Origin of the sequence: Sutcliffiella sp. NC1 (assembly GCF_027594365.1) — a bacterium.
GTDB lineage: Bacteria > Bacillota > Bacilli > Bacillales > Bacillaceae_I > Sutcliffiella > Sutcliffiella cohnii.
In genome coordinates this window covers 2,039,889-2,065,005 of the sequence record NZ_CP115153.1, presented here as the reverse complement: position 1 = coordinate 2,065,005, position 25,117 = coordinate 2,039,889, and the positions used below count along the sequence as shown (strand labels likewise).

Annotated in this window: 36 protein-coding genes and 1 pseudogene; 6 read left to right on the top strand and 31 right to left on the bottom strand. The window is 34.8% G+C overall.

Annotation, left to right across the window (positions count from 1 at the left end):
• The first annotated feature begins 266 nt into the window (after positions 1-266).
• Entirely contained in the window at positions 267-2,066 is a 1,800-nt protein-coding gene (pepF, locus tag O1A01_RS10690; protein ID WP_270066233.1) for an oligoendopeptidase F, read from the top strand.
• A gap of 48 nt (positions 2,067-2,114) precedes the next feature.
• Here the strand turns inward: pepF and O1A01_RS10685 are convergent, their stop codons facing one another.
• Together O1A01_RS10685 and O1A01_RS10680 are read right to left on the bottom strand one after the other, a co-directional pair.
• A complete protein-coding gene (locus O1A01_RS10685) occupies positions 2,115-2,558 on the bottom strand; it encodes an SRPBCC family protein (RefSeq protein ID WP_270066232.1) in 444 nt (147 codons plus the stop codon).
• A 95-nt stretch (positions 2,559-2,653) separates the two neighbouring features.
• The gene (locus O1A01_RS10680; RefSeq protein WP_270066231.1) at positions 2,654-3,136 is read right to left on the bottom strand and encodes a hypothetical protein; all 483 of its coding nucleotides are present in this window, start codon (positions 3,134-3,136) and stop codon (positions 2,654-2,656) included.
• 196 nt (positions 3,137-3,332) lie between these two features.
• On the opposite strand from O1A01_RS10680, the gene O1A01_RS10675 reads away from it, so the two are divergent.
• Entirely contained in the window at positions 3,333-4,766 is a 1,434-nt protein-coding gene (locus O1A01_RS10675) for a DDE-type integrase/transposase/recombinase (protein WP_270064909.1), read from the top strand.
• Between the two features lie 345 nt (positions 4,767-5,111).
• On the opposite strand, the gene O1A01_RS10670 is transcribed toward O1A01_RS10675, so the two are convergent.
• From O1A01_RS10670 to O1A01_RS10615, 12 genes are all read right to left on the bottom strand, one after another.
• Complete coding sequence (locus O1A01_RS10670; protein WP_066411443.1) at positions 5,112-5,861, bottom strand: aminoglycoside phosphotransferase family protein; 750 nt, start codon at positions 5,859-5,861, stop codon at positions 5,112-5,114.
• Between the two features lie 18 nt (positions 5,862-5,879).
• Positions 5,880-6,476, bottom strand: a complete 597-nt coding sequence (locus tag O1A01_RS10665; protein ID WP_270066230.1) for a voltage-gated chloride channel family protein — start codon at positions 6,474-6,476, stop codon at positions 5,880-5,882.
• 187 nt (positions 6,477-6,663) lie between these two features.
• Positions 6,664-7,503, bottom strand: coding sequence for a nucleotidyltransferase domain-containing protein (locus O1A01_RS10660; protein WP_270066229.1), 840 nt, complete (start codon positions 7,501-7,503; stop codon positions 6,664-6,666).
• A 52-nt stretch (positions 7,504-7,555) separates the two neighbouring features.
• Positions 7,556-8,521 carry a quinone oxidoreductase family protein gene (locus O1A01_RS10655; protein ID WP_270066228.1) on the bottom strand — a complete coding sequence of 322 codons (966 nt, stop codon included), beginning with the start codon at positions 8,519-8,521 and terminating at the stop codon, positions 7,556-7,558.
• A 50-nt stretch (positions 8,522-8,571) separates the two neighbouring features.
• On the bottom strand, positions 8,572-8,901 hold the full coding sequence (locus O1A01_RS10650; RefSeq protein ID WP_270066401.1) for an HIT domain-containing protein: 330 nt from the start codon (positions 8,899-8,901) through the stop codon (positions 8,572-8,574).
• Positions 8,902-8,961: 60 nt separating this feature from the next.
• A complete protein-coding gene (locus tag O1A01_RS10645) occupies positions 8,962-9,222 on the bottom strand; it encodes a hypothetical protein (RefSeq protein WP_270066227.1) in 261 nt (86 codons plus the stop codon).
• Positions 9,223-9,411: 189 nt separating this feature from the next.
• Positions 9,412-9,954: a ribonuclease FAU-1 family protein gene (locus tag O1A01_RS10640; protein WP_270066226.1), complete on the bottom strand. Its 543-nt coding sequence runs from the start codon at positions 9,952-9,954 to the stop codon at positions 9,412-9,414.
• Positions 9,955-10,109: 155 nt separating this feature from the next.
• The gene (locus O1A01_RS10635) at positions 10,110-11,126 is read right to left on the bottom strand and encodes a DUF4871 domain-containing protein (protein ID WP_270066225.1); all 1,017 of its coding nucleotides are present in this window, start codon (positions 11,124-11,126) and stop codon (positions 10,110-10,112) included.
• Entirely contained in the window at positions 11,116-11,670 is a 555-nt protein-coding gene (locus tag O1A01_RS10630) for a sigma-70 family RNA polymerase sigma factor (RefSeq protein WP_270066224.1), read from the bottom strand. Before O1A01_RS10630 ends, O1A01_RS10635 begins: the two co-directional genes overlap by 11 nt.
• A gap of 598 nt (positions 11,671-12,268) precedes the next feature.
• Positions 12,269-12,553: a hypothetical protein gene (locus tag O1A01_RS10625; protein WP_066411479.1), complete on the bottom strand. Its 285-nt coding sequence runs from the start codon at positions 12,551-12,553 to the stop codon at positions 12,269-12,271.
• A gap of 141 nt (positions 12,554-12,694) precedes the next feature.
• Positions 12,695-12,976, bottom strand: coding sequence for a hypothetical protein (locus O1A01_RS10620; RefSeq protein WP_270066223.1), 282 nt, complete (start codon positions 12,974-12,976; stop codon positions 12,695-12,697).
• Positions 12,973-13,236 (bottom strand): hypothetical protein, encoded by a 264-nt coding sequence (locus tag O1A01_RS10615; protein WP_270066222.1) that lies wholly within the window; start codon positions 13,234-13,236, stop codon positions 12,973-12,975. The genes O1A01_RS10620 and O1A01_RS10615 overlap by 4 nt, the downstream gene beginning before the upstream one ends.
• Positions 13,237-13,576: 340 nt before the next feature.
• Here O1A01_RS10615 and O1A01_RS10610 point away from each other — a divergent pair, with 340 nt between their 5' ends.
• Positions 13,577-14,383 carry an aldo/keto reductase family protein gene (locus O1A01_RS10610; protein WP_270066221.1) on the top strand — a complete coding sequence of 269 codons (807 nt, stop codon included), beginning with the start codon at positions 13,577-13,579 and terminating at the stop codon, positions 14,381-14,383.
• 410 nt (positions 14,384-14,793) lie between these two features.
• Here O1A01_RS10610 and O1A01_RS10605 read toward each other — a convergent pair whose 3' ends face one another.
• The 12 genes from O1A01_RS10605 to O1A01_RS10550 form a co-directional block, all read right to left on the bottom strand.
• A complete protein-coding gene (locus tag O1A01_RS10605; RefSeq protein ID WP_270066220.1) occupies positions 14,794-14,982 on the bottom strand; it encodes a hypothetical protein in 189 nt (62 codons plus the stop codon).
• A 148-nt stretch (positions 14,983-15,130) separates the two neighbouring features.
• Positions 15,131-16,012, bottom strand: coding sequence for a GNAT family N-acetyltransferase (locus tag O1A01_RS10600; RefSeq protein WP_270066219.1), 882 nt, complete (start codon positions 16,010-16,012; stop codon positions 15,131-15,133).
• 33 nt (positions 16,013-16,045) lie between these two features.
• The gene (locus tag O1A01_RS10595; protein ID WP_270066218.1) at positions 16,046-16,249 is read right to left on the bottom strand and encodes a hypothetical protein; all 204 of its coding nucleotides are present in this window, start codon (positions 16,247-16,249) and stop codon (positions 16,046-16,048) included.
• A gap of 61 nt (positions 16,250-16,310) precedes the next feature.
• Positions 16,311-16,817: a hypothetical protein gene (locus tag O1A01_RS10590; protein ID WP_270066217.1), complete on the bottom strand. Its 507-nt coding sequence runs from the start codon at positions 16,815-16,817 to the stop codon at positions 16,311-16,313.
• A gap of 76 nt (positions 16,818-16,893) precedes the next feature.
• Positions 16,894-17,070 (bottom strand): hypothetical protein, encoded by a 177-nt coding sequence (locus tag O1A01_RS10585; RefSeq protein WP_270066216.1) that lies wholly within the window; start codon positions 17,068-17,070, stop codon positions 16,894-16,896.
• A gap of 70 nt (positions 17,071-17,140) precedes the next feature.
• Positions 17,141-17,632, bottom strand: coding sequence for a GNAT family N-acetyltransferase (locus O1A01_RS10580; RefSeq protein ID WP_270066215.1), 492 nt, complete (start codon positions 17,630-17,632; stop codon positions 17,141-17,143).
• Between the two features lie 54 nt (positions 17,633-17,686).
• Positions 17,687-18,487 (bottom strand): nucleotidyltransferase domain-containing protein, encoded by an 801-nt coding sequence (locus O1A01_RS10575; RefSeq protein WP_270066214.1) that lies wholly within the window; start codon positions 18,485-18,487, stop codon positions 17,687-17,689.
• An 82-nt stretch (positions 18,488-18,569) separates the two neighbouring features.
• Complete coding sequence (locus tag O1A01_RS10570) at positions 18,570-18,863, bottom strand: RNA polymerase alpha subunit C-terminal domain-containing protein (protein ID WP_066411493.1); 294 nt, start codon at positions 18,861-18,863, stop codon at positions 18,570-18,572.
• Positions 18,864-18,944: 81 nt separating this feature from the next.
• Positions 18,945-19,124, bottom strand: a complete 180-nt coding sequence (locus O1A01_RS10565) for a hypothetical protein (protein WP_270066213.1) — start codon at positions 19,122-19,124, stop codon at positions 18,945-18,947.
• Positions 19,117-19,308: a hypothetical protein gene (locus O1A01_RS10560; RefSeq protein WP_270066212.1), complete on the bottom strand. Its 192-nt coding sequence runs from the start codon at positions 19,306-19,308 to the stop codon at positions 19,117-19,119. Before O1A01_RS10560 ends, O1A01_RS10565 begins: the two co-directional genes overlap by 8 nt.
• A 235-nt stretch (positions 19,309-19,543) precedes the next feature.
• On the bottom strand, positions 19,544-19,750 hold the full coding sequence (locus tag O1A01_RS10555; RefSeq protein ID WP_066411506.1) for a hypothetical protein: 207 nt from the start codon (positions 19,748-19,750) through the stop codon (positions 19,544-19,546).
• A 121-nt stretch (positions 19,751-19,871) separates the two neighbouring features.
• Positions 19,872-20,516, bottom strand: a complete 645-nt coding sequence (locus O1A01_RS10550) for a 2OG-Fe(II) oxygenase (RefSeq protein ID WP_270066211.1) — start codon at positions 20,514-20,516, stop codon at positions 19,872-19,874.
• Between the two features lie 295 nt (positions 20,517-20,811).
• On the opposite strand from O1A01_RS10550, the gene O1A01_RS10545 reads away from it, so the two are divergent.
• Together O1A01_RS10545 and O1A01_RS10540 are read left to right on the top strand one after the other, a co-directional pair.
• Positions 20,812-21,327, top strand: a complete 516-nt coding sequence (locus O1A01_RS10545) for a hypothetical protein (protein WP_270066210.1) — start codon at positions 20,812-20,814, stop codon at positions 21,325-21,327.
• A complete protein-coding gene (locus tag O1A01_RS10540) occupies positions 21,320-21,529 on the top strand; it encodes a hypothetical protein (RefSeq protein ID WP_270066209.1) in 210 nt (69 codons plus the stop codon). The genes O1A01_RS10545 and O1A01_RS10540 overlap by 8 nt, the downstream gene beginning before the upstream one ends.
• Positions 21,530-21,630: 101 nt before the next feature.
• Here the strand turns inward: O1A01_RS10540 and O1A01_RS10535 are convergent, their stop codons facing one another.
• The 4 genes from O1A01_RS10535 to O1A01_RS10520 are packed head-to-tail and all read right to left on the bottom strand — an operon-like array spanning position 21,631 to position 23,907.
• Positions 21,631-22,200, bottom strand: a complete 570-nt coding sequence (locus O1A01_RS10535) for a DUF4256 domain-containing protein (protein ID WP_066411512.1) — start codon at positions 22,198-22,200, stop codon at positions 21,631-21,633.
• A gap of 60 nt (positions 22,201-22,260) precedes the next feature.
• Entirely contained in the window at positions 22,261-22,896 is a 636-nt protein-coding gene (locus tag O1A01_RS10530) for an FMN-binding negative transcriptional regulator (RefSeq protein ID WP_270066208.1), read from the bottom strand.
• Between the two features lie 21 nt (positions 22,897-22,917).
• The gene (locus tag O1A01_RS10525) at positions 22,918-23,430 is read right to left on the bottom strand and encodes a spermidine/spermine N(1)-acetyltransferase (RefSeq protein WP_066411518.1); all 513 of its coding nucleotides are present in this window, start codon (positions 23,428-23,430) and stop codon (positions 22,918-22,920) included.
• 24 nt (positions 23,431-23,454) lie between these two features.
• On the bottom strand, positions 23,455-23,907 hold the full coding sequence (locus O1A01_RS10520; protein WP_066411521.1) for a MarR family winged helix-turn-helix transcriptional regulator: 453 nt from the start codon (positions 23,905-23,907) through the stop codon (positions 23,455-23,457).
• A 290-nt stretch (positions 23,908-24,197) separates the two neighbouring features.
• On the opposite strand from O1A01_RS10520, the pseudogene O1A01_RS10515 reads away from it, so the two are divergent.
• Positions 24,198-24,449: pseudogene (locus tag O1A01_RS10515) on the top strand (GNAT family N-acetyltransferase); the annotation flags it as partial.
• Positions 24,450-24,512: 63 nt separating this feature from the next.
• Here the strand turns inward: O1A01_RS10515 and O1A01_RS10510 are convergent.
• Positions 24,513-25,073: an NUDIX hydrolase gene (locus O1A01_RS10510; RefSeq protein ID WP_066411524.1), complete on the bottom strand. Its 561-nt coding sequence runs from the start codon at positions 25,071-25,073 to the stop codon at positions 24,513-24,515.
• Between the last annotated feature and the right edge of the window lie 44 nt (positions 25,074-25,117).

Here is a 25,117-nt window from a genome sequence, read left to right as displayed (position 1 = left end):
AGTATAGCACATTAATGGCTTACCATTGTTAATTCGTTATTTATTTACCTTTTTATTTGCGGTTACCGAGTGTTCATTTGCGATAAGCTTTTTTTATTTGCGATTCCTTCCCTCTTATTTGCGATAAGCCGTTTCCACATCAAAAATTTTGACTTTTAAGAAAATATTTTCATTTCCGGTAAGTTTGCTTTATAATAAAATTATATTTCGATTCACGAAGCATTTAGCGTGAATCTAGTAAACTCAATACGGAAAGGGGTAATTTTATGACAAAGGGTACTTTACTACGTTCAGACGTCCCTGTTGAGCAGACGTGGGATTTACGAGATTTATTTCAAACGGAAGAAGATTGGGAAACTGAACTGGTGGCAGTTGAAACTGATATTCAAACAGTTACTAAATATAAAGGAGCAGTGTGTGAAAATGCCAAATCGTTACTAGAATGCTTGAAGGCAAAAGACGCGTTACAAGAGCGACTAATGCGTGTAGCAACATATGCAGATTTACAAATGTCGGTTGACGGTACGAATCCTAATTACCAAGCAAATGCAGCCCGTGTCGGTTCGGTTTTATCTAACGTTCGTTCAAGTTTGTCGTTCGTAGAATCTGAACTTCTTCAATTAGACAGTGATACGGTTAAAGCTTATATAAACGAAGAAAGCGAGCTCGTAGATTTCCAGAAGACACTCACGGACATTTTGGAGTCAAAGCCACACCGCTTATCTCCTGATGTAGAAAAAGTCTTAGCTGCATTTGGCGAAGTATTTGATGCTCCGTATATGATTTACCAACGAAGCAAAACATCTGATATGAAGTTTTTGTCTTTTACGACAGATGATGGAGTGGAACACCCGCTAACTTTTAATTCATTTCCTAAATACGAGGACTCAGCCAATACAGAACTTCGTCGGAAAGCGTATGATGCTTTTGTCGGGACACTACAACAATACCAAAATACATATGCTGCAACCTATGCAACGGAAGTAAAAAAGCAAGTAACAGAAGCACGCTTACGTAACTATGAATCTGTTACTGATATGCTTCTAGATGAACAACAAGTAACGAAAGAAATGTACCATAATCAATTACATACGATTCAAACGGAATTAGCTCCACATATGCGTCGTCTAGCGAAGTTGAAGCAACGTGTGTTAGGTCTTGACAAGATGCATTATTGCGACCTTAAAGCACCGCTAGATCCTGACTTTTCTCCAGAGGTGACTTATGAGGAAGCTTCCAAGCTAGTTTTAGATTCATTACAAGTAATGGGTTCCGAATATATGGAGATCATGGAGCAAGGAATTAACAATCGTTGGGTGGATCTTGCTGATAATGTTGGGAAAAGATCGGGTGCGTTCTGCTCAAGTCCATATGGTGCTCATCCATATATTTTAATGACATGGAATAATTCGATGAGAAATGCATTTACACTTGCTCATGAATTAGGTCATGCTGGTCATTTTGTTCTTGCTGGCCGTTATCAACGTATTTCGAACACTCGTCCATCAAGATATTTTGTAGAAGCTCCTTCCACGATGAACGAAATGCTATTAAGCAAGCACATTTTAGAGCAATCCAACGATGAGCGGATGAGACGTTGGGTTATTTTACAATCTCTAGGTACGTATTATCACAATTTCGTTACTCATATTTTGGAAGGTGAACTTCAACGAAGAGTATATGATTTAGCACACCAAGGTACACCAATCACTGCAAAACTATTAAATGAACAAAAAGTAGAACTTCTCACTGCATTCTGGGGAGAAGAGGTAGAAATCGACGAAGGAGCAGGCTTAACGTGGATGCGCCAACCGCATTATTATATGGGCTTATATCCATATACGTATTCAGCCGGATTAACTGCTTCTACCGCTGCTTCTCAAATGATTCAAGAGGAAGGTCAGCCAGCAGTGGATCGTTGGTTATCCGCTCTCAAAGCAGGAGGCACACTAAAACCAATAGAGCTGATGAAACTTGCCGGGGTAGATATGTCCACACCTGAGCCAATTCGCAAAGCAGTTGCGTATGTCGGGTCATTAGTGGATGAGTTGGAGAAGAGTTTTTAATTTTAAGATGAAAAAACCTAGCTATCTGAACAGACGGCTAGGTTTTTCTTATAAATCCTCCGCTAATTCTTTTATTACTTTTTTGGCATCGGAGGCAAATTCTACGGAAGCATCATAGTACATTTGGCCGTTTTTTATGAGTGAAAAATCACCAATCTCTATTTTAAGCAAAGTACCACTACCTCTTTCTTCTAAAAGATAACGATACGCTACATCGCCTTCTTTCGGTTGTACTTCCCAATTTGTCACGTTTAATGCGATGATTAATTCTTTATTTTGGTCTGCCTTAATAATCGTTGTGATTGATTGCCCACCATTAGGAAGCTCCCAAACTACCTTACTACCGAGAGTCATTTCCTCTTCTGGGTAATTTTCTGGCAACTCATCCCATATGGCAACAAATTTAGGCTTAACAAGAACTTCCCACACTTTCGAAGGGGGGGCTTCAATTAATACTTCGTCTTTAACTGTTAGTTCATTTGATTGCATCATCCTTCATCTCCTTCTAAATATATAAACTCATTATAACCTTTGATCATAAATAAAAGACAATCGGATGCCTTCCCGAATTGTCTTTTTCTCAGCAGTCATTTCCAAGTTTCAACGACCTCTCCACTTTTATCGTAACCTGTTGCTTGAACAATTTGGGAGTAAAAACCTTCTTCCTCTACTGGTAAATGCGCTGGAAATTCAGCAATAAAAGTATTATTTTTCGCCTTAACCTCTTGAGAATCTCCATTAATATATTGAATAACAAACTTCTCAATCTCATGTTCATCCGTACTTATCGCACCATGAATAATGTTTCCTACCCCTTCAAAATAATTTACGGAAACTAAAAAAGGTAGACCAATTTCGGAATCAAACGTAATCCCAACACTTTGCTTATTATCATAACGATATTTTCCGTTCTCGTAATCGTACGCACCTAAAACATGTTGAGTTTGGTCTAAATAATATACTAATTGCTTCTCTTCGTCTTGATTGATTACTTCTATTGGTGTTTCCCAATGGCTCTGGACTGCTTCTTCTAGTGAGTCATAACCTCTACTACAACCAGTTAAGATCAATACAATAATTATAAAAGCATTTATGTATCTAATAATTAGCCCCCCACTCTATGTGTCGTATTGTCAAAACTTTATATAGAAATAGGTTATTAAATCCTATATTAGAGGGCTTTATAAGCAAAAAAATTGCCACCCCCTGATTTCTGTAGATAATTGAGGTTACCACACACCCAATTCCAGAAAAGGAAGTGACAATTTGTACCCTCAAATTATAACCTATTTATTAACTTTTATAAACTATCAAGAACAAATTATTCGAACTTTGCTCACTCTATTGATTGGAAAAAGCATGTTCGATAAACCAAAAGAAGCTCCTGTTAATCAGCCTTATCGAAAGCTTCAAATTGATGATTTACCTATCATTGAAAAACCTAAAATGCTCAATTATCAACTTTTATTAGCGGAACACCTTCATTCCAAAGGGAAACCGTTAAAACCAGTACAGCGTCGATCGAATTCTACACCTGTACCGTCTACATTATGTTGTCCGAAGTGTGGTGCTCCTTCTGCGTATCTGTACGCAAACAACGGAGGAAAAGGACAATATCAATGTAAGGTGTGTGCGTGTGTTTTCAATAAAAAGAGTCGTTATCAGAAAGAGGCCATCCTTAAGTGTCCTCACTGTCTTAAAACGCTAGAAAAAATTAAAGAACGAAAAGATTTTCACGTGTTTAAGTGTAAAAATGATCGTTGTTCTTATTATCAAAAGAACTTGAATGCCATGACTAAAAAAGAGAAAAAACAGTTTAAAGAAGATCCACAATCGCTGAAAGTTCGCTACATTTACCGGAAGTTCCACATCGACTATCAACCGTTATCCAAACAATCACCAAAGCAGCCAAAAGTCGATTTATCAAGATTGTATGTTTCACCGCATACACTTGGGCTCATCTTGACGTACCATGTCAATTACGGATTATCGGCCCGTAAAACGGCAGCGATCATGAAGGATATTCACGGCGTGTCTGTCTCCCATCAAAGTATCCTAAACTACGAAAACAGCGTCGCATTATGGCTCAAGCCTTATATTGACTACTTTCCGTATGAGCTGTCGGATCAATTCTGTGGGGATGAAACGTACATCCGGGTCAACGGTCGTTGGCATTATCTGTTTTTCTTTTTTGATGCGGTCAAGAAAGTCATTCTTTCGTATCCAGTGTCACCAAATCGCGACACCGCAACAGCAATACGAGCGATTGATGAAGTACTAGTGAAGCTGAAAGAAATACCCGAAAACCTACAATTTGTAGTAGATGGTAACCCTATTTACTTGTTGGCACAGCATTTCTTCGCAGAAAACCACATATCGTTTGACGTAAAACAGGTCATCGGGCTAACAAATGAAGATGATGTCTCCAGAGAGTATCGACCTCTCAAGCAAATCATCGAGAGACTAAATCGCACGTTTAAAGGAAATTATCGATCGACACACGGCTTTGGTTCTGAACAAGGTTCTGTTTCTTTTGTGACATTGTTTGTGGCTTACTTTAACTTCTTGCGCCCACATTCTTCACTTGAAGGTAAAGTGCCAGTAACAATTCCAGAATTAGAAAAGCTACCAACCATGCCAGCGAGATGGACAGCCCTTATTGGATTAGCCCAGGACTGGATTCAACAACAGTCAGCCTAACTTTTGTTTAGCTGAGCCCTATTCAGCTATCGGCGAAGCGAACTCTTGACAAACCGAACTTACCAATGGTTTAAAATGGAAAGAGTCAAGGGTTTATTTAGCATGCCTTCTTTTGTTCCCTTCGCCCTTGATTGACCTCCGAATAAACCATTGGTGTGTTTGTCAAGAGCGATAGCGAGCAATTCCACCTAATAAATGGTAGGTAGTATGAACCGTGCTAGTTTTTCATAGAACTTTTGACACTACCCTATGTGTGCTTACTGAAAATAATCCTATTTATCTGTTTGATACCGACAATAGTAATCTTAATGTACTTCATGGTAAGTAATCTTCACCTATTAGACTCTAGTAAGAGCAATATTTATTAACAATCTCCATAAGCCGCTCTGAATTCTCCGATGAAACATTTTCAGATAGTCTTGCAGCCGCAATGATTGGAGCCCACTGAAAAACTTCAGACTTTAAAAGTCCACTCTTTTTACAATATAGCTCCAAGTACAAATCAGCTAAATCTGAGGAAAATTGAGAGTATAATAGATAGGTACGATATATATCAGCACGAATATCTCCCATACTAGAATCGACCCAATCTATAATAGCAATATGACGATCCGTCTTTAGTAAATTAAACAAATGAAAGTCACCGTGACAAAGCCTGTTTTCGTTTGTGAATGAATCTAATTTTTTTAGTAGATAACATTTTTGCTTCGTACTTAGTTCTTCCACTCCGTTAATTTGACGATACAACTTGTCAACCATCGGCTCTATTCCATCCCCGATTACATCATGTATTTCCATTTGTACATCAACAGAGAGATTCAAGTAATGTTCTGCTCGTTCTTGGTTATGGAGAAATAATTCGCCTAACGTTTCTCCTTTAACATACTCCATTACAATCGCTTGTTTGTCGTTTATTTTCGTAACTTCATGTATTTTTGGCACTGGAAGTCCGCATGAATAGGCATACTTTTGTTTCTCAGCTTCATAAAGAGCTTCTGTTTCTGGCAAAAAATCGTTAAACACTTTAACTATTTTGTTGTTAGACAAAAATATTTTTGCGGTATTTCCTTCTGCAATTGGGTTTCCTAAGTTCAATCAATAACTCCCCCTTACCTATTCTCCAACCTGCTCCACCTCAAGAACAACCTTCGTCTTCTCTAGGTAGGTAAACCGATATATTTGGTCCCGGTAGATACGAAAAGGTCTCCAGTACAGAACCATATCCCCTTCATCGGTTTCAAGTAGTGTTATATTTGAACGTTTATTTGGTCCATATATATCCTTTACTAGCAACTCCTTTACCGTCCAATTCCCTTCTTTGTAATCCTGAAACGCCTGACTATCTCTACTGATTTCTTGACTACTAAAGCCGACAAACCATACGGTAAAAATAAATACAACCATTCCAGCTGCTGCAAATTTTAAAACTTTACTCCTCTTAATCCTTTGCGGGTTTATGAATACAATGATAAAAAACAAATACAGGAAAAAAGCAGATAAAATGATAGCCCCGACGTACAAACCTATCATACCTAACAAATCAAATAAAAGAACATAATACATGTTGGGATAAACTAAATCTCGGAAAATAAGGAAAGCACCACCGATGGCTATACAGGTTGCAAAGGCAAACACGAAAACCAAAATAACTCTCCATCTTCTCTTGTCCGAAACCGTTTGCTTCTTTCGCTGGGGTTGATTCTTACTCATGATAGTCACCTGCCACACTTTTCATATTTCTGTTATATACGATCCTAAGCCTAAAAAAGTTTCGGTACACCGTTTTATCTACCGCAATTGAAGCTTTTGTCGAACTTGTGTTAAATACGATATTACAATCAAAAAGAAACACCAAATTGGTAAGATAAAATTTGGTGTCTCTTTGCTCCCCATTATATTAGTAACCCATTTCTATTATTTTTTTGAAATGAGCATCATTAGCTTCCATATTTACTTGCTTACATAACTGTATATTCAACCTAATTATTTCCGGAACCATACTTGCGATTGTTTTCATTATTTGATTAGTGTTCCGATTACAATCCCAACTTTCCAACAAAGATAATTGCCAAGGCTTTAATTTACTTCGTTCCCCCTCTATTTTGGACCAAACACCATAAGCACTATCTAAATGCTCATCCATCTCCATATACCACCCAGCAGCGATTAACCAACGAATCATATCTAAATTAGAGAGCGCATAATATACTTCCCCTCTCATAACTGCACGGTAAGCTTCGTGTATATATGCAAGGACTTTCCCTCTCCAAACCTCCACTTCTTCGGTAGAAGGTTTATATTGTAGTGCGGACGATTTTAATATTGCGTTGCTTATAAGATTGTTTGGATCGTATAAAACCTTATATCCCTTTAACCATATAGAAGCTGTAACTTCTTCGGGGGAATGATACCAACTATCTACTTTGACGAAACAATCATAATGGGTTACTACCACTGGTGACAGAGGATTAAAATCTTCAAAAAATAATACCTCTCCCCATTTGCTAGCTCTATTTCTTTTATTTTTAATAAAATCCGCTTTCGTTTCGGGAGTCACAATTGTATGTATATCAATATCCGAATAATTATCAGCATTCCCTTTAGCTAACGAACCCGCTAAATAAATAGCTAAAACGTTAGAGTCTGAACTCAAATCTTTTACTGCATGATCCAACAGTATTTCTCGATGTTTTGGCAAAGCTTCATCCCGTTCTAAATGTCTACTTACAAATCCCACACACGTATACCATCTCCTTTTATTTTTTACTAATAACAAAGCTATAATAAACTTAACTTTTTAATAGAACCTTCCCCTCATATTGACGACTTTCTACTAGTTTATGAGCGTCGGCTGCTTTACACAATGGAAAAACTTCTGCAATTTTTAGGTTGATTTTATTTTCTGCAAACAACTGAATTACTTTTTCTGCTACAGGTGCTAATCGTTCAGGTGCATGTTTTCTCGTTGTTCCTAAGCTAAAGCCTTTTACATTTCTACAGCTACTATGAACATCACTTGTTTTAAACGAACCTGCTTTACCACTGCTGTTACCAAATTGTACGAGAGTTCCATATAAACTTAAACATTCTAAACTTTTACTAGTAACTTCTCCTGCTACGGAATCAAAAATAACATTAGCCCCTTTTTCGTTGGTAAGTTGCAGCACTTCACTAGCAAAAGTTTCATAAGTAAATACTGAATGCGCACCTAATTGTTTCACATAATTTTCCTTCTCTAAATCTCCTACTGTGCCAATGATATGTTTCACGCCTGCTAAACTTGCTAATTGTACTAGAGTTGAACCTACCCCACCAGCAGCACTATGAATAACAATCACATCATTTTCACTCACTTGGCCAATTTCATGTGATAGCATATAAGATAAAATGGACACAGTCGGCATCGTGGCAGCTTTCTCAAAAGATAGCGTATCAGGAATCTTAAAAACTAGTTGTTCATTAGCAATAACATATTCCGCATAAGAACCAGCTTTCGGAAACGCAATAACTCGATCTCCTTTTCTGTACTTTGAATCACTCGAAGCCTCCTCCACAACTCCCGCAACATCTAGCCCTAATGTAAATGGGAAATTACCTTTACCCTTATTCCCTCGGCGTTTTTTAATGTCCGCATAGTTGACGCTCGTATATTCCGCTTTTATTAAAACTTCATTTTCACCTAACTTTGGTATTTCGACATCCGTGTACAATAGTACGTCAGCATCGCCGAATTCGTGTTGAACTATTGCTTTCATGCTATTATTCCTCCTTTTAACCGCTTAATAATTTCAGAGAACGGCGCTGTTTATCTCATTTGTTCTCCAGAAACAATATGCCAATGGAGATGCTTAGAGTCTTGATATTCACCTAAATTAGTTATTATTCTGCATGCCCCGTGTTTTTCGGTAACCATTTTTGCCACCTTTTGGATTACCCCCATTAATTCCATCAACAATTCATTATCACTTTCTTCCAACGTAATAAATGAAGAGATGTGTTTCTTCGGAATGGCAACAATATGAACTGGCCAAAAAGGTTTTGTATGATAATAAGCTAATACATTTTCTGTTTCGAACACTTTATTTACTTTTGTTTTACCACTTAGAACCTCGTCACAGTAAAAGTCTTCGGTCATTGTCATCCCACCTAATTGTTTATTAATGTTCATCCTTCTCAATCAATCAAATAACATTTTTTATTTCATTTTCAGAAAGAATTCTTCCAATTCCTCAAATTTATTTGTTTGAAGAACTATCCCCTTATGATCAAAGACTACAATTTCCGGCAAATCACTTAATGAAAAAACCTCTTTATAATCGTAATCTTGTGAAGTATTTTCATTCAAACTAATAAAAGATAAGAGATGCATTTTTTCCCATAGTTCGTTCGCGTCAACCAAATCAATATTAATTCTTTTCTGATAATCTGCAGAAGGAAGGTTAACATCAAACACCACAATACTGTATTTGCCTGCTTCTTCAGATTTAAATCTATTAATAACTTTTTAATAACTTTTTCTTCCTCAGATGAACAACCAATTAATATGAATAAGAGACTTAGTATTATTGCTAACTTGCTTTTCAAGGTTTCTCCCTCCTTAACAACAAGTAAAACCCGAAATGGAAATCTAATTTATGTAGAATAATCACTTCAATTTAGGAAGTAATTTTTCCCTGTGATCTTTTGAAAGATTAATTAACTTAAAGCTTCCTGTACCTATTAAACTCTTAAGGTTATGAACTTCCTTCCACGCTAGATCATAGAGGGCTTTATCAATAATACCTTTTGATAATGCATCCTCAAGTTCATCAGCATCTTTTACAATTAATTCACCTGATGGCAGTACAACGATATCTAGGAATAAATCGTCCATCCAAGGAATACCGTTTTTCATTCCGTTCCTAAGACATATATCTATATACCATTGCACGATATTCCCATCGGCATCAAACATCGTTGTTACGGAATGGTTTTTATTAAATGGAAACTGCTGCAACCACATATAACCATCGTCTACAATACAAACAAGTTTTTCACCATACTGAACCGATAATGGCTCTGTCACTTTTATAGTGTTTAATAAGGTTATATATCCCTTAAATTCTTTAGTTTCAAGATAAGTTTGTGAATATTTTCTTTTTATCACTCGTTTCCAGTTAGAAAGGTCCCCAAACTTTCGTTTTAGCATCCTGCTCCCCCGATTCGTTGCCATTAGTACTCCTCGAATACCTAATCTCATTTAATAAATAACTTCAACATAAAAAGCGTCAATCCTGCTTGGATCAACGCTCTTTGTGCTAAATTTTGGTATAATGTGCTAATTCTCTAATTTGATTTATTTTATTATTCATTGATGTTATAAACTAATACATCAAATAATTCGCCATCAACATAAAGTAATATCGACCATTCTCCTGGCATTGGAATGTTCACGCTTGAAGGTGCGTGTGCATCTGCACCATTATTTGCTCCCCCTAGGCCGATCGTCCAACCTGTTGTGATGATTTGATGCCACGTTTCCGTTTCTCTATGAAAACCTATAGCGGTAAGTTTGGTTTCCGTAGGATTTTCAATTTCCCAAAGATGCCACATCCACTTTTGGTTAATATTTATGCTTGGCATATCAGCACCAATAACACCTGATTTATTCTTATTCCCTACAATATTGTTACCTATATTAACAGCCTTTCTGTTCCAGTCAATTATTTCAATGTCACTTGCTTTTACAAAGCTAGGAATATCTTTATTTTGGATAACTTTGTCTCCAACTGATAATACGACATCACCATAAAGTTTATTATTAAAATAGACTTCATATTTCCAAAGTCCACTATCTGGAACTTCAAAAAATGCTGTAAACCTTTGTAAACTTGAATATCCACCTGATGGTTCCGTAATTGTTTTGGAAGGTAATACATTAATCCGCTCACCTGTATCACTATGAATTGCATATATTTCTATATCTTTACCTTTATAGATATCAAATGATTCCTTAAAACTAAAGATATAACCATATGTTTTACCTGCGGACAAAGTAGGGTCTGGGAAAACTTCGAACAACATCTGATTATTTTTTGTGTATTCATGTCGAACCTTCCATTCGCTTTCTACAGGCTGCAGAGACCCTCGATTTATACCATCTGAAGAATAGAAGTTAGGTAAGAAATCTGTATAAAACAATAAGATAAACAAGGATACAGCCAGAGTAGTGATAAGATAAATGGAGAAATTTGGTTTCTTTGTTACTTCTCGTTGATGAAGTGAAGCTCTTATCTTTTTTTTCTGAAGTTCTGTAAAATGAACACCTTTGTGAGTAGAAGAATTCATTGCTTTCCTTAAGTTTTTAAGCTCATTCTCCATTTTCCCTCCACCTTTCCATCATTATTTTTAATTTTTCCCTTCCCCTATTCAATCTAGTTTTTATCGTGTTTCTATTAATCTGCAAAATTTCACTAATTTCTTCTATTGAAAATTCCTCATAGTAATAGAGCGTTATAACCTCACGATATTTAATAGGTAGTGCTAAAACACAAGTAGATAAGAATGCCTCTTCGCTTCTCTTCAATATGAACGATTCCGGTGTTAATTCTAATGATTTTATTTGTGTAAGAAAGGTAGAGTTCATAACAATTCTTTTAAACAATGAACTCTTCAATATATCTTTACATTTGTTGATGGTTATCCTAAATATCCAAGATTTAAAAGATACAATTTCATCAATGTTTTCATATTTTTTATAGCAAGTAATGAATACATCCTGAACAATATCTTCGGCTAGACTCCAATCCTTTGTATAGTTATAGGAAAGCTTTGTTAATCTGTCACCATATTCATCCATAATTCTTTCAAACCATGCATTTTTATCTTCTAGATATTCCTTTTCCATTCCGGCACCTCTACTCAAATTTACACCACCTCATTTCTCACTTAATGCTAAGACGATTGAGTTATGTATTGGTTTCATTTTTTTCAATAAAAAAAGCTACTCAGTTATGTATAAGTAGTTTCGAGTACGTGTAGAAAATATAAATTTACAGTCCAAATAACATTCATTTTCGTAGGATGAATTAACAATACATTAGCACACAAAAAAAGCTAGGGTTATCCCAAGCTTTAGTGTACCTTTTCATACCTAATTCATTTGCACTAAAAAGGTACTTCCAAATAGCCAAATCATCGGGGTTAAGAGCACCAGGAAAAACAAGCCAGTAAACATATACATTATGTATTGTTTTCTATTTAGACCTTCTCTTAATTCCCATAGCCCTAATGTGATAAAGTATAGTCCAAACAAAACCGAGATAATCGGAAGCACAATAATTATACCTAAACCACCCACTCGGACACCTCCATTTTTTGATAGTCCTCAATGGTTATGTATATTCAACAATAAAGGTGTTTTCCCTTTTTTTGAAATCCCTTATTGGATCAACGCACTCGTTAGTTATAAATAAGACTTAAACAATAATTGCATATTATATAAATGAAGTGACAATAAGTCTTTATTTCTTACGTTTTCGTTCTAAAAATATAGGTGCTATATTTAGTAAGATAGAAACAATTGTCAAAAACCAAAATGCCCTTGCCATACCAGGTATTACATCCGATAAAGCAGCCCAATCTTCAGCTTTTACCCACCGAGTTAGATAACTGTAATCTGCACAAATTGTTAATGCTGTAAATGATAATGCCATCGCCATAGCGAGCTTATAATCCTTTCCCGCTGCATACATATAAAGATTGATAAAAGTTGCTACTATTGCAATAACTCCAAATATTACCCACATAACTATCCTCCATATTTTAATTTATAATGTGAATAAACTCTTCTGCTTCATTTATGTAATTAGTTCAAAAAAACAATTACCCTGCTTAAACTATCGCAACCCTTTAGTTGAGTTAGACAATTATATCTCTAGATCAGTCTTTTAATATCCGCTATTAAACCAAGAGATAAAACCAATTATAATATATATAATCACTGCAATTGGTACTACTAGACTTATTAAAATTAATTTCTTCTTCTCTTTATTCTCTTTCAAAGCATTATAATGAATGGCTAATGTAATGATAGACACCATTAGAGTCGCATTTTGATAAATTGAAGAAAATTTATATAATGGTTCATTGGCAATCAAACTGTAAATAACAGATATTAGAATAATAATGGATGTTAATATTGCTAAGTGAGTGTTAGTAAATTTTTTCATCTTCCCTCCCCTTTTCTTATTATAAAAAAAAGCATAGTACCTAATATAATAAAAACCGACAAACCTATTAACATCTTTATTGGTGAGATTGCAAAGTATGCTGGTGTTATTACTTGAATAATATCCTGATTTTTCGATGTGCTTTCATTAATAGTTTTTACTGTCCACCAATCTTCTATAGTAGAATGATTTGCAGCTAAATAAAGCCATAATAAAAAACCAAGATAAGTAAATAAACACAAAGCTATTTGCCTATTCATAATTTCACCTCAATAAAAGATAAATCATAAACTTATATAACCTTCCATAACTTTTAAAAGCATCAAGATTTAAACTATAAAATCTTTAGAGCTACTCTTTTTACTCTTGTACCTTTTACTTCTATGCGGAACTAGAGGCACAAATTTTGATATGCAGTATAACTTATTCTACACTATAAGGGAGTCTATGACGTGCGGCTTTTACTTTAATTCTCAATATTTGCCACAAATAGTTAAAGAGAGAGTTAATAACATTTTAAATCCATAAAGCACAAGGAGAGCCACATTTAATTAATTCATAGATATGGTAGGTAAAAAATATAGCATAGGAGGAATTAGGATGAAAAATATTAAATTAAACAACGACATCAAAATTCCAATTGTTGGCAGTGGTGCAAATACTTACGGTAAAGAGGGAAACCAATTCTCAGGTGCCTTAAGAGGAGACACTCAAGAGATTGACTGGGCAATTGAAAATGGCTACCGTCATTTTGACACTGCCCAAATTTACCGAAATGAAGAAGTTGTCGGAAAAGGGTTAAAAAAATCCTCTTTATCACGTGAAGATTTCTTTATCACGACTAAGCTGAATACATATGAAGGATTCGGTGGTGCAGACTGGGCGCATGCTGAAATTGAAAAAAGTTTAGAAAAATTACAAACTGACTATGTTGATTTATTTCTAATCCATTTCCCATGGGATAATCACGAGGAAATTTTAGTAGCATGGAATATTTTAGAGGAGTACTATAACCGTGGTGTGTTCAAATCAATTGGTGTTTCCAACTTTAAAAAGGAACATCTTGAATTAATTCTTAAAAATAGCAAAATCAAACCGGCTGTTAACCAAATTGAATCCCACGTTGGAAAATGGAATGAAGAATTAATCGCTTATAATAAAGATAACGATATCGCTACTGTAGCATGGTCTCCATTAGCTGGTATCGATGAAAATGACAAGCAAGTTCTAGAAAAAATTGGTAAGCCGTATGGAAAGACATACGCACAAGTTGTATTGCGTTACCAAATTGAACGTGATGTTATCGTCATTCCTAAGTCCCATAATAAAGATCGTCAAGCACAAAGTTTAAATATTTTTGATTTTGAACTATCGGCTAACGATCGTGAACGTCTTGCTGCCCTTTAATTAAAGTCAGGTATTAACAGGGGTACAGTTTTATGATATAAAACTTACCCTTATTGGTTTTAAAATTCACTCAACCACCACACTATTAAATATCCTTTTTATTGAAGAAATTTGCCTTTTTGTACAATTAAATACAGAAAATGAATTTCCCTCTTTTTTGATAAATCGCCCCTTTTGCTGTCGCTGTACGGAAAAAACTAGCGTTTCTACATAGAGAAGGAAATAGTCTCGTACTGTCATCATACTGATTTCACAGAAAGGAGAGAAAGGTCGATGAACTATGTGGGGTTAAAGGCCTTTTATAGTCCGCAACCACGGTCCACTATTGACTATTGCACCTTTTTCATGTTAGTTCAAGAAAACGATGTACACCTTACTCCTAAAATAATAGAGCTCTGATGGCGAACTCATTACCACCAACTTGTATGATTTGAATTTGGTGGATTCTGCTTTTGTGTTTCATCCTTAATAGATTCCAGTCCACCTTTAGCGCCTTTATCGCTCATTCCCCTATAACGATTGCTTTTCCTATCTAATATATAGCCAAATAACAATAGTGCCACAACGAACACCCCGACAATACTCCAGACTAAAACCATTTCCTATCCTCCTTTGTATACTATGTATATGTTCAACTACTTTTCCATAATTCCCTCCTTCTGCTTGAGAACTACTTTTCCTCTTTCGTATTTCTCCGCCTTAAACTCATTTTGATTTAGATATAGATTAACTTCTATCTCTTTACACTCAAGCTTGTGAAGTAACAGGATGTTTCATTTGCAGTGGAAAATGATTATTATCGTTTTCTCTCACAAATAATACGTCACTTCCATTAGCAATTTCCCTTTCTATATGAAGGCCTTGATAATCCGGAGTGTAATGAAAAACTATTTTAGTAGTCTCTTCATCACATATTTTTGATAGAATCGCATCAATATCAACATCGTTTTTCGTAATAATATCAAAAATATCAATTTGATTTTTATCCTTTTTATAAATGACAATAGCATCTTCACCTTCTAGATAGTAAATATCCTGATGAAACACATACATGCAATGAAATATGAGAATAGACTGCGTATTTTCCGTTCCAAATGTTTGAGAAACAGGTACTCTTTGAGATGCAAATTGATAGATAAAATGTAGATCATCTACATTGTTACCATTGAGTTTGCGAATTCCGGTTGTAGCCACATTACTCGGTGAATAGTTCATCGAATATTGGTACTCATTTACTGATTTAAAACCAAATTTAGGATAGAAATTTAAAACAGTTTGATTAGCAAATAAATACATAAAATCGTACTTATTCTCGTATTCACTTAAAACTTTATTCATTAAGTTAGCCGACAATCCCCTATTTCGATAATCAGGGTGTGTCATGACTGTCCCAATCTGTAGTGCTCTTTTTTTCTGACCATCAATCACGAAATCCAGTACATTGACGGATACATTGGCGACAACTTTCCCTTCATCAACGTAAGAAAAAGGTAAATAACGTTCATTCCAAAAACCCAATGTGTACCATTCTTCAAAATTGATACCAAAAACCATTGTTGTAAGCTCGTTGAAACTTTTTCTTAGTTTCTTATCATTCTTGTAATCTTTTATGAAATGTAATTCGTTCATGTTATTTCCCCTTAATAGCGACCTTAAGTAAATCTATGAATGTTTATTCCTAATTTTTTGTTGTAAATAGGAGGCGAAAAATAGTGCAATTCCTAGACACACCAACGATATGGACAAATACTGATCTTTAAAAACAAATATTTCATTAAAATTTTGAACAAACAACAATACTCCTAGTATAAAAAATGTAATTCCTAATCCAAAGTTCACTTTTCCGAATAGAGTAAGATTTTTCATGCATTATATCTCCTTTCTTTTTCCGTTTGCCACTAGTCCTTCTACTATAAACGCACCCTTATCAATCTTCACCAGAGTTAATAACCACCAGTTGCTTAAAAGGAATACCTAAGTAACTATATTTAATAAGAACATTCTTTATCTCATCATCGTGATAGACAATAATACCGTATTCTCTAATCGTGTCAAAAACTCCTTCCTCGTATTCTTGCTTAGGAGGTGTCTTTATCGGATAATCTTCTATGTTATGAAAACTAAAACCTTCTCTCGTTTCACCCACTGCTTCTGCAATCATAACCATCGTGTTGGAACGGCTAAGTCCGAGTTCAACTTTTACAGGCTTGTAAGAATCGTTTACTAATACTTCTTTTAGCTTTATGTTTACAAAGTCATGGTTCTCAGGATTAACACCAGCAACTACATATAGATTCCCCTCTTTATCTGGGATCGGATCAACAGTTGTGCCGTGTCCACGAATGTATAGGGGTGGCTTCATTGCTAGAAAAACTAGAAATCCAGTAATTAAAATAATCATCAAGACTATGGGAATTAGAATTTTATTTTTCATTATTGCCCTCCTCCTTTTATATTATTTCATTTCTAATTTGATAATAAAGGCACCTCAACATTTATAAAGTACGTTCCTAACCTTCTTCTGAAACTTGTATTTTATATTTAAATAGCGTTCCGATAACTCCTCCTATACAGATGGCAACGACAATTCCCCAGTTTATCTCTTTACCTAGCCAAAAAACTAGTACATATTGAGCAGAAAAAACACCAAGAATCCAAATGAACGATGACTTTAAGATTTTTTTCAAAATTCTTCTCCTCCTTAAACAAGTGATTTCCAAAGCATTTATAAATCATATGAAAGTTTTAACTTAAGTTTCATAAAGGTTTATGTAAAATAAACAACTCCCCTTTTCTTCCCATCACTCTACCACCTTTATCGATAAAACCTGCCTTTTTATATACGTGTTGAGCAACAATATTCTTATAGTTAACGGACAATATGATTTCGTTGATTTCTGGAAAGTTTCTATTTACAAAAGAATCTAAGACAAGTAAAGATTGCTTGGCAATTCCTTTCCCTTGAAACTTTGGATTTACCGAATATGACCTTAAAAGAATGGCATCTTTGTTGTCACTATACTCCTTCACTCCTTCCCAACCGTGCAAAACGAAAAAGCCTGCTGGTTCACCGTTGTAAAGGATAACAACTGGATGCCTCGTATTATCCTCCTCACATTTCAATAAAGCCGGTAATGGATCGGAAGCGTAATTACTTTGTTCTCCTGATAGATGATAGTCAACTAGATTTGGCCGATACTCTTCCTTGTAAAAATCGAGTGTTATATTTAAAGGAGTTTGGATAGACATTGTTAAAACCCTCCTAATAGGGTACTTTCTTTATTGTTCTGAAATAAATGTGTTTTAAGAATCAATTTTCGCTTCACGCGCAAAGTTTTCACAAGCCCACTCTCCCTCTATTTTAAACAACTCAAATACAGTATCCCGTTCAGTAGGAGGTTGATTTATCCATTCATGTAAGCTTCTGATTATAGGTGCTTTATGTGGGAAGTAGTGGGTAAAAACGTCAGATTGTTCGTGAAGTTTAGTCGTCCATATTTGTGAGCGTGCCATCACCATGGAATAGTATGTTCGGATGAGTTTACGAGCGAAGCCTTGTGAAATAATTTTAAAATCTTCTATAGAAGCTGCTGTTTCTAACCTTTTTAACGTCCTAGTAACATAATTACATATATCGCCATTGAAACTAATCGCTATCTCTGGTGTAAGTTTATACGGACCAAATCGCTCCCCTACATCCTCTCCGTACACACAAACTGATATTTCCTTTATAAAGGCATTTTCATAATAATTAGTAGGATCAACGGTGTAATCGTAATATGCAACAGCAATACCTACATCTCGAACGAGAGAACCGTACTTTACAGACAGTTCACTTGCGAGAGTTTTTAGTGCAGCCAACTTCTCGGCACTAAGTTGGCTGTTAAACATGGCAATTAGATCTAAATCTGACTTTAGTGGTATTGCATCCCCTCTTGCTACGCTACCATACACATAAACACTATGTAGTTGTTGAGGAAACAATTTTTTAAGACTCTCAATCGATTCTTGAATACATGGCATATAGGATTTATCAATTTTTTCTATACTAACATCGCTTTCGATAAATCCATTATGGTCTAGGCCGTAACCGGCTTTTAACATTGCAATCGACTCCCTCACCTTATATTTACGAAATCCTACTTTCATCATAGTGAAGAGTTCATCAAACTAAGTACCTTTAAAACTATTCTTTAAATGATAACCCTTCTTCTTTAAGAGATGCTCTCAATGTTGGTAAAGAAGCTGGTCCAATGCCATGTAGCTTTAAAATTTCTTTTTCCGTATACTTTGATAGTGCTGTTAAAGTTTCAATCCCTTCGTGAATTAACGCACTTCTTGCAGGTGAACTAAGTTTCGAGAGAAAGCCACTCGTAGGCTTATTTTCTTTTTCACACGTTGGACAGGTTGGACAATCACTGCTTTTATAAAACTCATGACCTTTATCACAAACCTTCAATTTCTTCTTTTCTTTCAACATAATCCCTCCAAACGAAATACTGGACTAGCATAAGTATGTTCTCTATATACCATTTTAACCATTTATGTACAAAGCGAATAGTTATTCTTCTTCTATTACATACGAAAAGGAAACATTATTCCAAACCCATTCTTTGAAATAAGCGTCTACTGCTTGTTTAATTTCTATTTCACTTCTTTTCTCGTCAATACCTAACTCTTTTAAGGCAATGGTTTCTTTCAGATTCATCGTACTTACCGAGAAAGTGACTGTTTTAGTCATCTGTTAATCCTCCAATAGTCTTTTTCCGGTCGCCAATATAATTCCATATTGATAATGTTATCCAAAATAGAAGTGGAACTACAAATAAAAGCCCCTTATATGGGTTTGGTAAAAGGAAAAAGACCAATAACATTGTAATAAAAAATGGCGGCATTAATATCCAGTAACGTTTCCACCTAGTCAATTAATCTCCCCCTGTTAATTGTCATTTTTCAATGCATTTATACTTACATTTATTATATAGTTTTTTTGCAAAATCTGTATAAAGATTTATTCCTTGTTGAGTTAGTGAAGATACTAAAACAGTGCACATACCAAAAAATGGATCGAATAGGACCTCTGTCTATAAAAAAGGACCTATCCCAGTAAACAATATACTAAGAGATAGATCCATTTGGCAGTTTTATATGTATGTACATTTACCCATCTAAATTACACGAAAAATGTTTAACGGTGAATCCAGTTTTTTGAATACTTGGAAGTCCACCTTTATCGTAACAACCATCAGCTAAACTTTTAACCTCTTGGTAGCTGAAATATGCCTGACTTGCAAAAACTATACATAATGCAACTGTAACAGATGATACAATAATAGCAATTTTGGAACTTAGTGTCTTTAATTTCATCTAACCCCTCCATGATTTATCTATTATACCATTTGTAGCGGAACTGGGAAAGTCTACTAAAATAAAGAGAATCCATATTCCAATTAAAAAAAGCGGACGAGGAAGCTAGTCCCTCTGTCCACTACGTTCGTTGTCTGCGCATCCATTGCGTTGCAGCCCATTTGTCACCGATAGTAACGGGTGCTCCACCATGTAATGTTAGTTCATTTAAAGTTTGATCGTTATAAAAATACTCAAAATAAACGGCCATCCCTTTTTGTGGTGAAACGGAATATTTTAGTTTGGGGAAATATGTTTCTCCGCCTTCTTCTACGTCATTTAAGTACATAACAAGTGTACTTATGCGAGGATTTTGAACCTTTCCACTTTTAGATGTAAAAAAGTCAAAATGGGCCTTATACTCTTGGCCAATTTTATAGTTTAATATTTGAAGTCCTTCACCATGTTCTACAGGAATATTCATTATTTGGGAGATTCGCTTTTCCACTCTTGCAACAATCTCATTTTCACCTTCTGGCAAAAATGTACTACTACTCGTTCTCAACTCGTTTACTTTTAAAGAATTAGCAACTTTTGAGTGTTCTAGTCTATCCTTTGACAATTTAATTAGCTCATCACATTCTTCATCACTTAGAACATTTCCTAGAATTACCACTAACGGTTCTTCTAATCTAGCAATGATGTTTATGACTCGGTCATCTGTTACAATTTTATTTCCAATGTGATTAAAAATAGTAGGTTCTTTTGTAGCTAATTGTTCTGTCAACTTTCATCAACCTCTTCAATATAAAATTTTTAGAATAATCAGATTGTTTTAAAGCGATTTATTGATTCGTATTTAACCTTGTACGTTTCCCCTATCTATCAAAAAGCGATAAATAATTAAATATTTTACACTGAAGACTGATATTTTTCTATATTTTTTTGGAATAAAAAGATATTTTTTTACTTTAAATGGTTTGAAAATGTTTACAAATATTTTTAGTGGAGTATTGTCATAAAATTCAGATGATTATGGTATTATGAAATAGATATTGAAATAATTAGGAGATTGATAAACAATGTATAAGGTAATTGGAGTGCTTTTAGTTGTTTTAGTTATGTCTTTAGGGATCTATAGTTTATTCGGCTCTGCAGAAAAAGAAGGAAAGTTCACCATTTCTTCCGTTCCCACTTTTAATAAGGAAGATTGGCAAGAAGGTACTACTATTTATTTTGGCTACAAAATTGACTGGGAAGGAGATACACGGCCCACTCTTACGAATGTGGAGGTAAAAAGAAATGGAATGAAGATAGGTTCGAATGACCAGCAATTCAGCATTACACCATATGTGTTTGATGAAAAAAGTTCATCCAACCTTATCGGGGTCTTATCGGAGCAATTTGTAGATAGGGATACTTTAATGCCAGTGAACGGACATATGGTGGATGATCACTTTTATTTAGTGTTAAGTGTAGAACTTTTGGATTCATCAGTAAATACAGATGTTGATACATTAGAAATAACCTATAAAATCAATAATAGTACCAACACTGTTGAACTACCTTTGGAAAAAGGTTTTATAACAAATGAATAGAAGGAATGATAGTTCGTCTAAATATGCAAGCATTTTTTTTCTTGTAATTTTTATTAATATTTTTCTATTCTTTGCACTTTCTAGTTTATTAGGTGGAAGTGACAGCACTGACCTAATTGCTATTGGGATAATAATTAGCGTCTTACTATCGTTTATAATCGTTCAAGGCTTCTATGTTATTGATTTAATTAAGAAAAAATAAAAAGGGCTCCTATTGTCAGAAGCCCTCTTACTTGTTCTTTAAAATTTGTTATTCTTAACTCTTATTTTCCAAAAAATGTGTGGACGAGGGACCTCTGTCCACTAGACTCTTAATGAGCCGCGGAATCCTCTTGCGGCGTAGTAGGATTCTGCTCCGTTGTGGTAGACGAAGACGTGGCCGTAGCGGCTATCGCAAAATAGGGCACCACCTCGTTCTCTAATATCCGCTGGTGTTTGTATCCAACTTGACGTTTTAAGGTCAAAGTTTCCAAGCTTTTGCAGCTCGCGATATTGTTCTTCTGTTAGTAGTTCAATCCCCATGTCAGTCGCCATATTAATAGCACTATTTTCTGGTTTATGTTTCTTCCTAGATTCTAGTGCTTCTTGGTCGTAACAAACACTTCTACGACCTTTAGGACTTTCCGCTGAGCAATCATAAAATATGTATTCATCCGTTTCTCTATCATAGCCAACTACATCTGGTTCTCCTTCCGTTTTTTCCATTTCATAAAGAGACGAAAGTTTTTCAGGATTAGCTACTAGTTTCACTAGGACGTTACTCCATTCAAGCTCCTCATGGCGGTTTCTATTTTTCTCAAAACGATCATGCAATGTTTTAAGTAATTCTTCCCGTTGCTCTTGTGACAATTCTTGATTATTACTTTTTGTCATGGTAAAACTCCCTTATCGAAAATAAAATATACTATAACTTTACCTTATTTATATAGTTTTTTAAAATTTGTTCATTAAATGCTGTTTATTTTTGCAAGTTTTTTTCATAAGAGAAGCTACTCGTAAATTATCTTCATCCGTACTATTTTCTAAATGTTGAATGACTAACTTTTGACGTTCGATTGGATGGTTTTGACTTAACTTAGCTTTCGCTTCTATTTTTGTAATGTTTATTTTAAACGCTACAATTCCTTTTGACAGTCCTTCCACATAACTAGGCTCAACCTCCCCCAAACTGTATGGACTATCATCACTTTCATATTTCTCTACCAAATCATTTAAAGAGTCAAATACTGCTTTTGGATCATCCACAATCTCCATTTTTCCATATACATGGATAGACACGTAATTCCAAGTAGGGACTGCCTTATCCGTTTCATACCAGGATGGAGAAATATAACAATGTGGACCTTGGAAAACGGCAAGAACTTGTTGGTTTTCTGCATCCTTCCATTGTTCATTCGGTCGTGCAAAGTGTCCGTATAAAGCATTCTCCGTTTTATTTAACATTAGAGGTAGATGAGTAGCATACGGCTCTCCTTCGTGCTGGGAGAATAATGTTGCAAAGCCATACTTGTCAATAAAATCATAAATGACTTCTTCCTCTTCGATTTTAAAATATTTTGGTATATACATCACCATCCACCTTTCCAAAAGTTAAAGTACTTTCGTCATAATAAAGTCTGTTTGCTCCTCATCACCCATAATAAAAGCATGTGCTCCTGTTTGAACAAACCCCATTTTTTCATAAAAAGCTATCGCGTTCTCATTTTTCTCCCAAACACCTAGCCATACTTTCTCTTTATTATGTTCCAGCGCAATTTCAATCGCTTTATTGTACAAAAGTTTACCAAGTCCATGTTTTTGGAATTCGCTCATAATATAAATCCTCTCAATCTCTAGAGAATCAGTTCCCATCTCTTCCGATTGTGCGTCATTCGTATTTACTTTTAAATATCCAGCGACTTCACCATTTACATAAGCAAAAAAGAATTTCGAAAATGGATTAGACAACTCATTTCCTAATTGTTCTAAGTTAAATGCTATTTCTAAATAGGCTTTCATATTTTCAGGAGAATTTTGATCCTTAAAAGTTTCGTTAAAAGTGACGTAACTAATGTCTTGTAAAGGTTTGAGATCGTCTATCGTACATTGTTTTATATGTATCAATTTTTTAGTACCTCCCTTTTGTGCTTAATACTCTCTCTTGTTCCCTTTTTTCACAAAATCCCAATCTTTTTCTATATTTTTTCTAACTCTTTGAAGTAGTTCATAAATAGTTTCTATTTCTGTTTCAGAGAATCCTGCTAAAGCAACGGTATTAGAATGTTCATTTTCTCTTATTATAAAAGGAAACACTTGTGTCCCTTTTTCTGTTGGATAAAGTTTTTTTATTTTTTTGTTATGGGAATCATCTTTCTTTTCAATAAAGCCATTAAGCTCCAATTTCTTTATAGCCCGAGCTGCTGTTGTGCGATCTACTTTTATCATCTCAGCTAATTTTTCTTGAATGATACCTGGGTTTTCACATATCCTCACAAGGTACAAGTATTGCCCTTTTGTAAGGTCAAATTCTTTAAACTCCATATTACTTATCGAATCTAACGCCCTGGCTATCATACCAATTTCACGAAGGATTTCTTTCATACTAACCTCCTTTTAGTATTTTTTGTTGTAAATACAACAAAAAAATATATGTTAAATATAATCTATTTTTGTTGTATATGCAACAAAAATAAATAATGAATTAGCGACAAAGAATTTCTCGTCCAGTAAAGTAACCTACACTTTACAACTCATTGTTTCTTTACATTCCATCCGCTTTCATTTATATTAAGGATTATTTACGAACAAGTTCACACACATATTTCTACTTTTTTCTTAAATTACCAAAAAATGTGTGGACAAGGGACCTGTCCCTCTGTCCACTTTTACATAAAGAATTTAGAAAGAGAGGAATTGGTACTTCACTTTTGAAAGAGATAATCGCAATTGCCAAACAGAAAGAATATATGACCTTAATTGCTGGAATTGATGCAACAAATGAAAAAAGTATCGCTATTCATAAAAGTTTTGGTTTTGTTCACTCTGGTACGATTAAAAAGGCAGGATACAAATTTAATAGATGGCTTGATTTAGCATTTTATCAATTAGAACTTACCGGACCTAAAAAACCTTCAGAAGATTAATTAAAGCTAAAAAAATATAAGCATGTTTTGACCAAACTGCTTGTCCAAAACATGCCCAAACTATTATTTATAATGATTATTCTCTACAAGATAATTTTTTGCCATAAAATAAGCCGTTACTGTAAAAAGTTGTGTTTTAATTTTATTTGTTGTTATTAGCTCTCCAAAGCAATCAAAATCATACAATTTAACATCTATCTCTTCTGTATCATCTAAGTCTTGCTCATGTTTTTTGTATGCATCCAATAGGAGAAAGGTTTTTATTTTATTGTTTTGGGTAGCTGGATTCACCATAAATTCACCTAAGAAGATAGGTTTTGTATCCGATATATAGCCTGTTTCTTCTCTTACTTCTCTAATTAAACCTTCTTCATCCGTTTCATTTCCTTCTTTTTTCCCGGCTGGCACCTCTAAGAAAAAATCTTCCCCGGCGTAACGATATTGTTCCACTAACAAGATTTGATTTTCTTTAGTTATAACAACCGCGTTCACCCAATCGCTATATTCATTAACATAATACTCGTCAATCACAATACCATTTGGCAGCTCACAACTATCTTTTCTAATGTTGCCAAATGGGCTTTTATTTATATACTCTGATTTCAATGTCTTCCACTTATCCATAAGAACCTCCATAAATAATTAGGAGGAGTACTCCAATGTTTAAG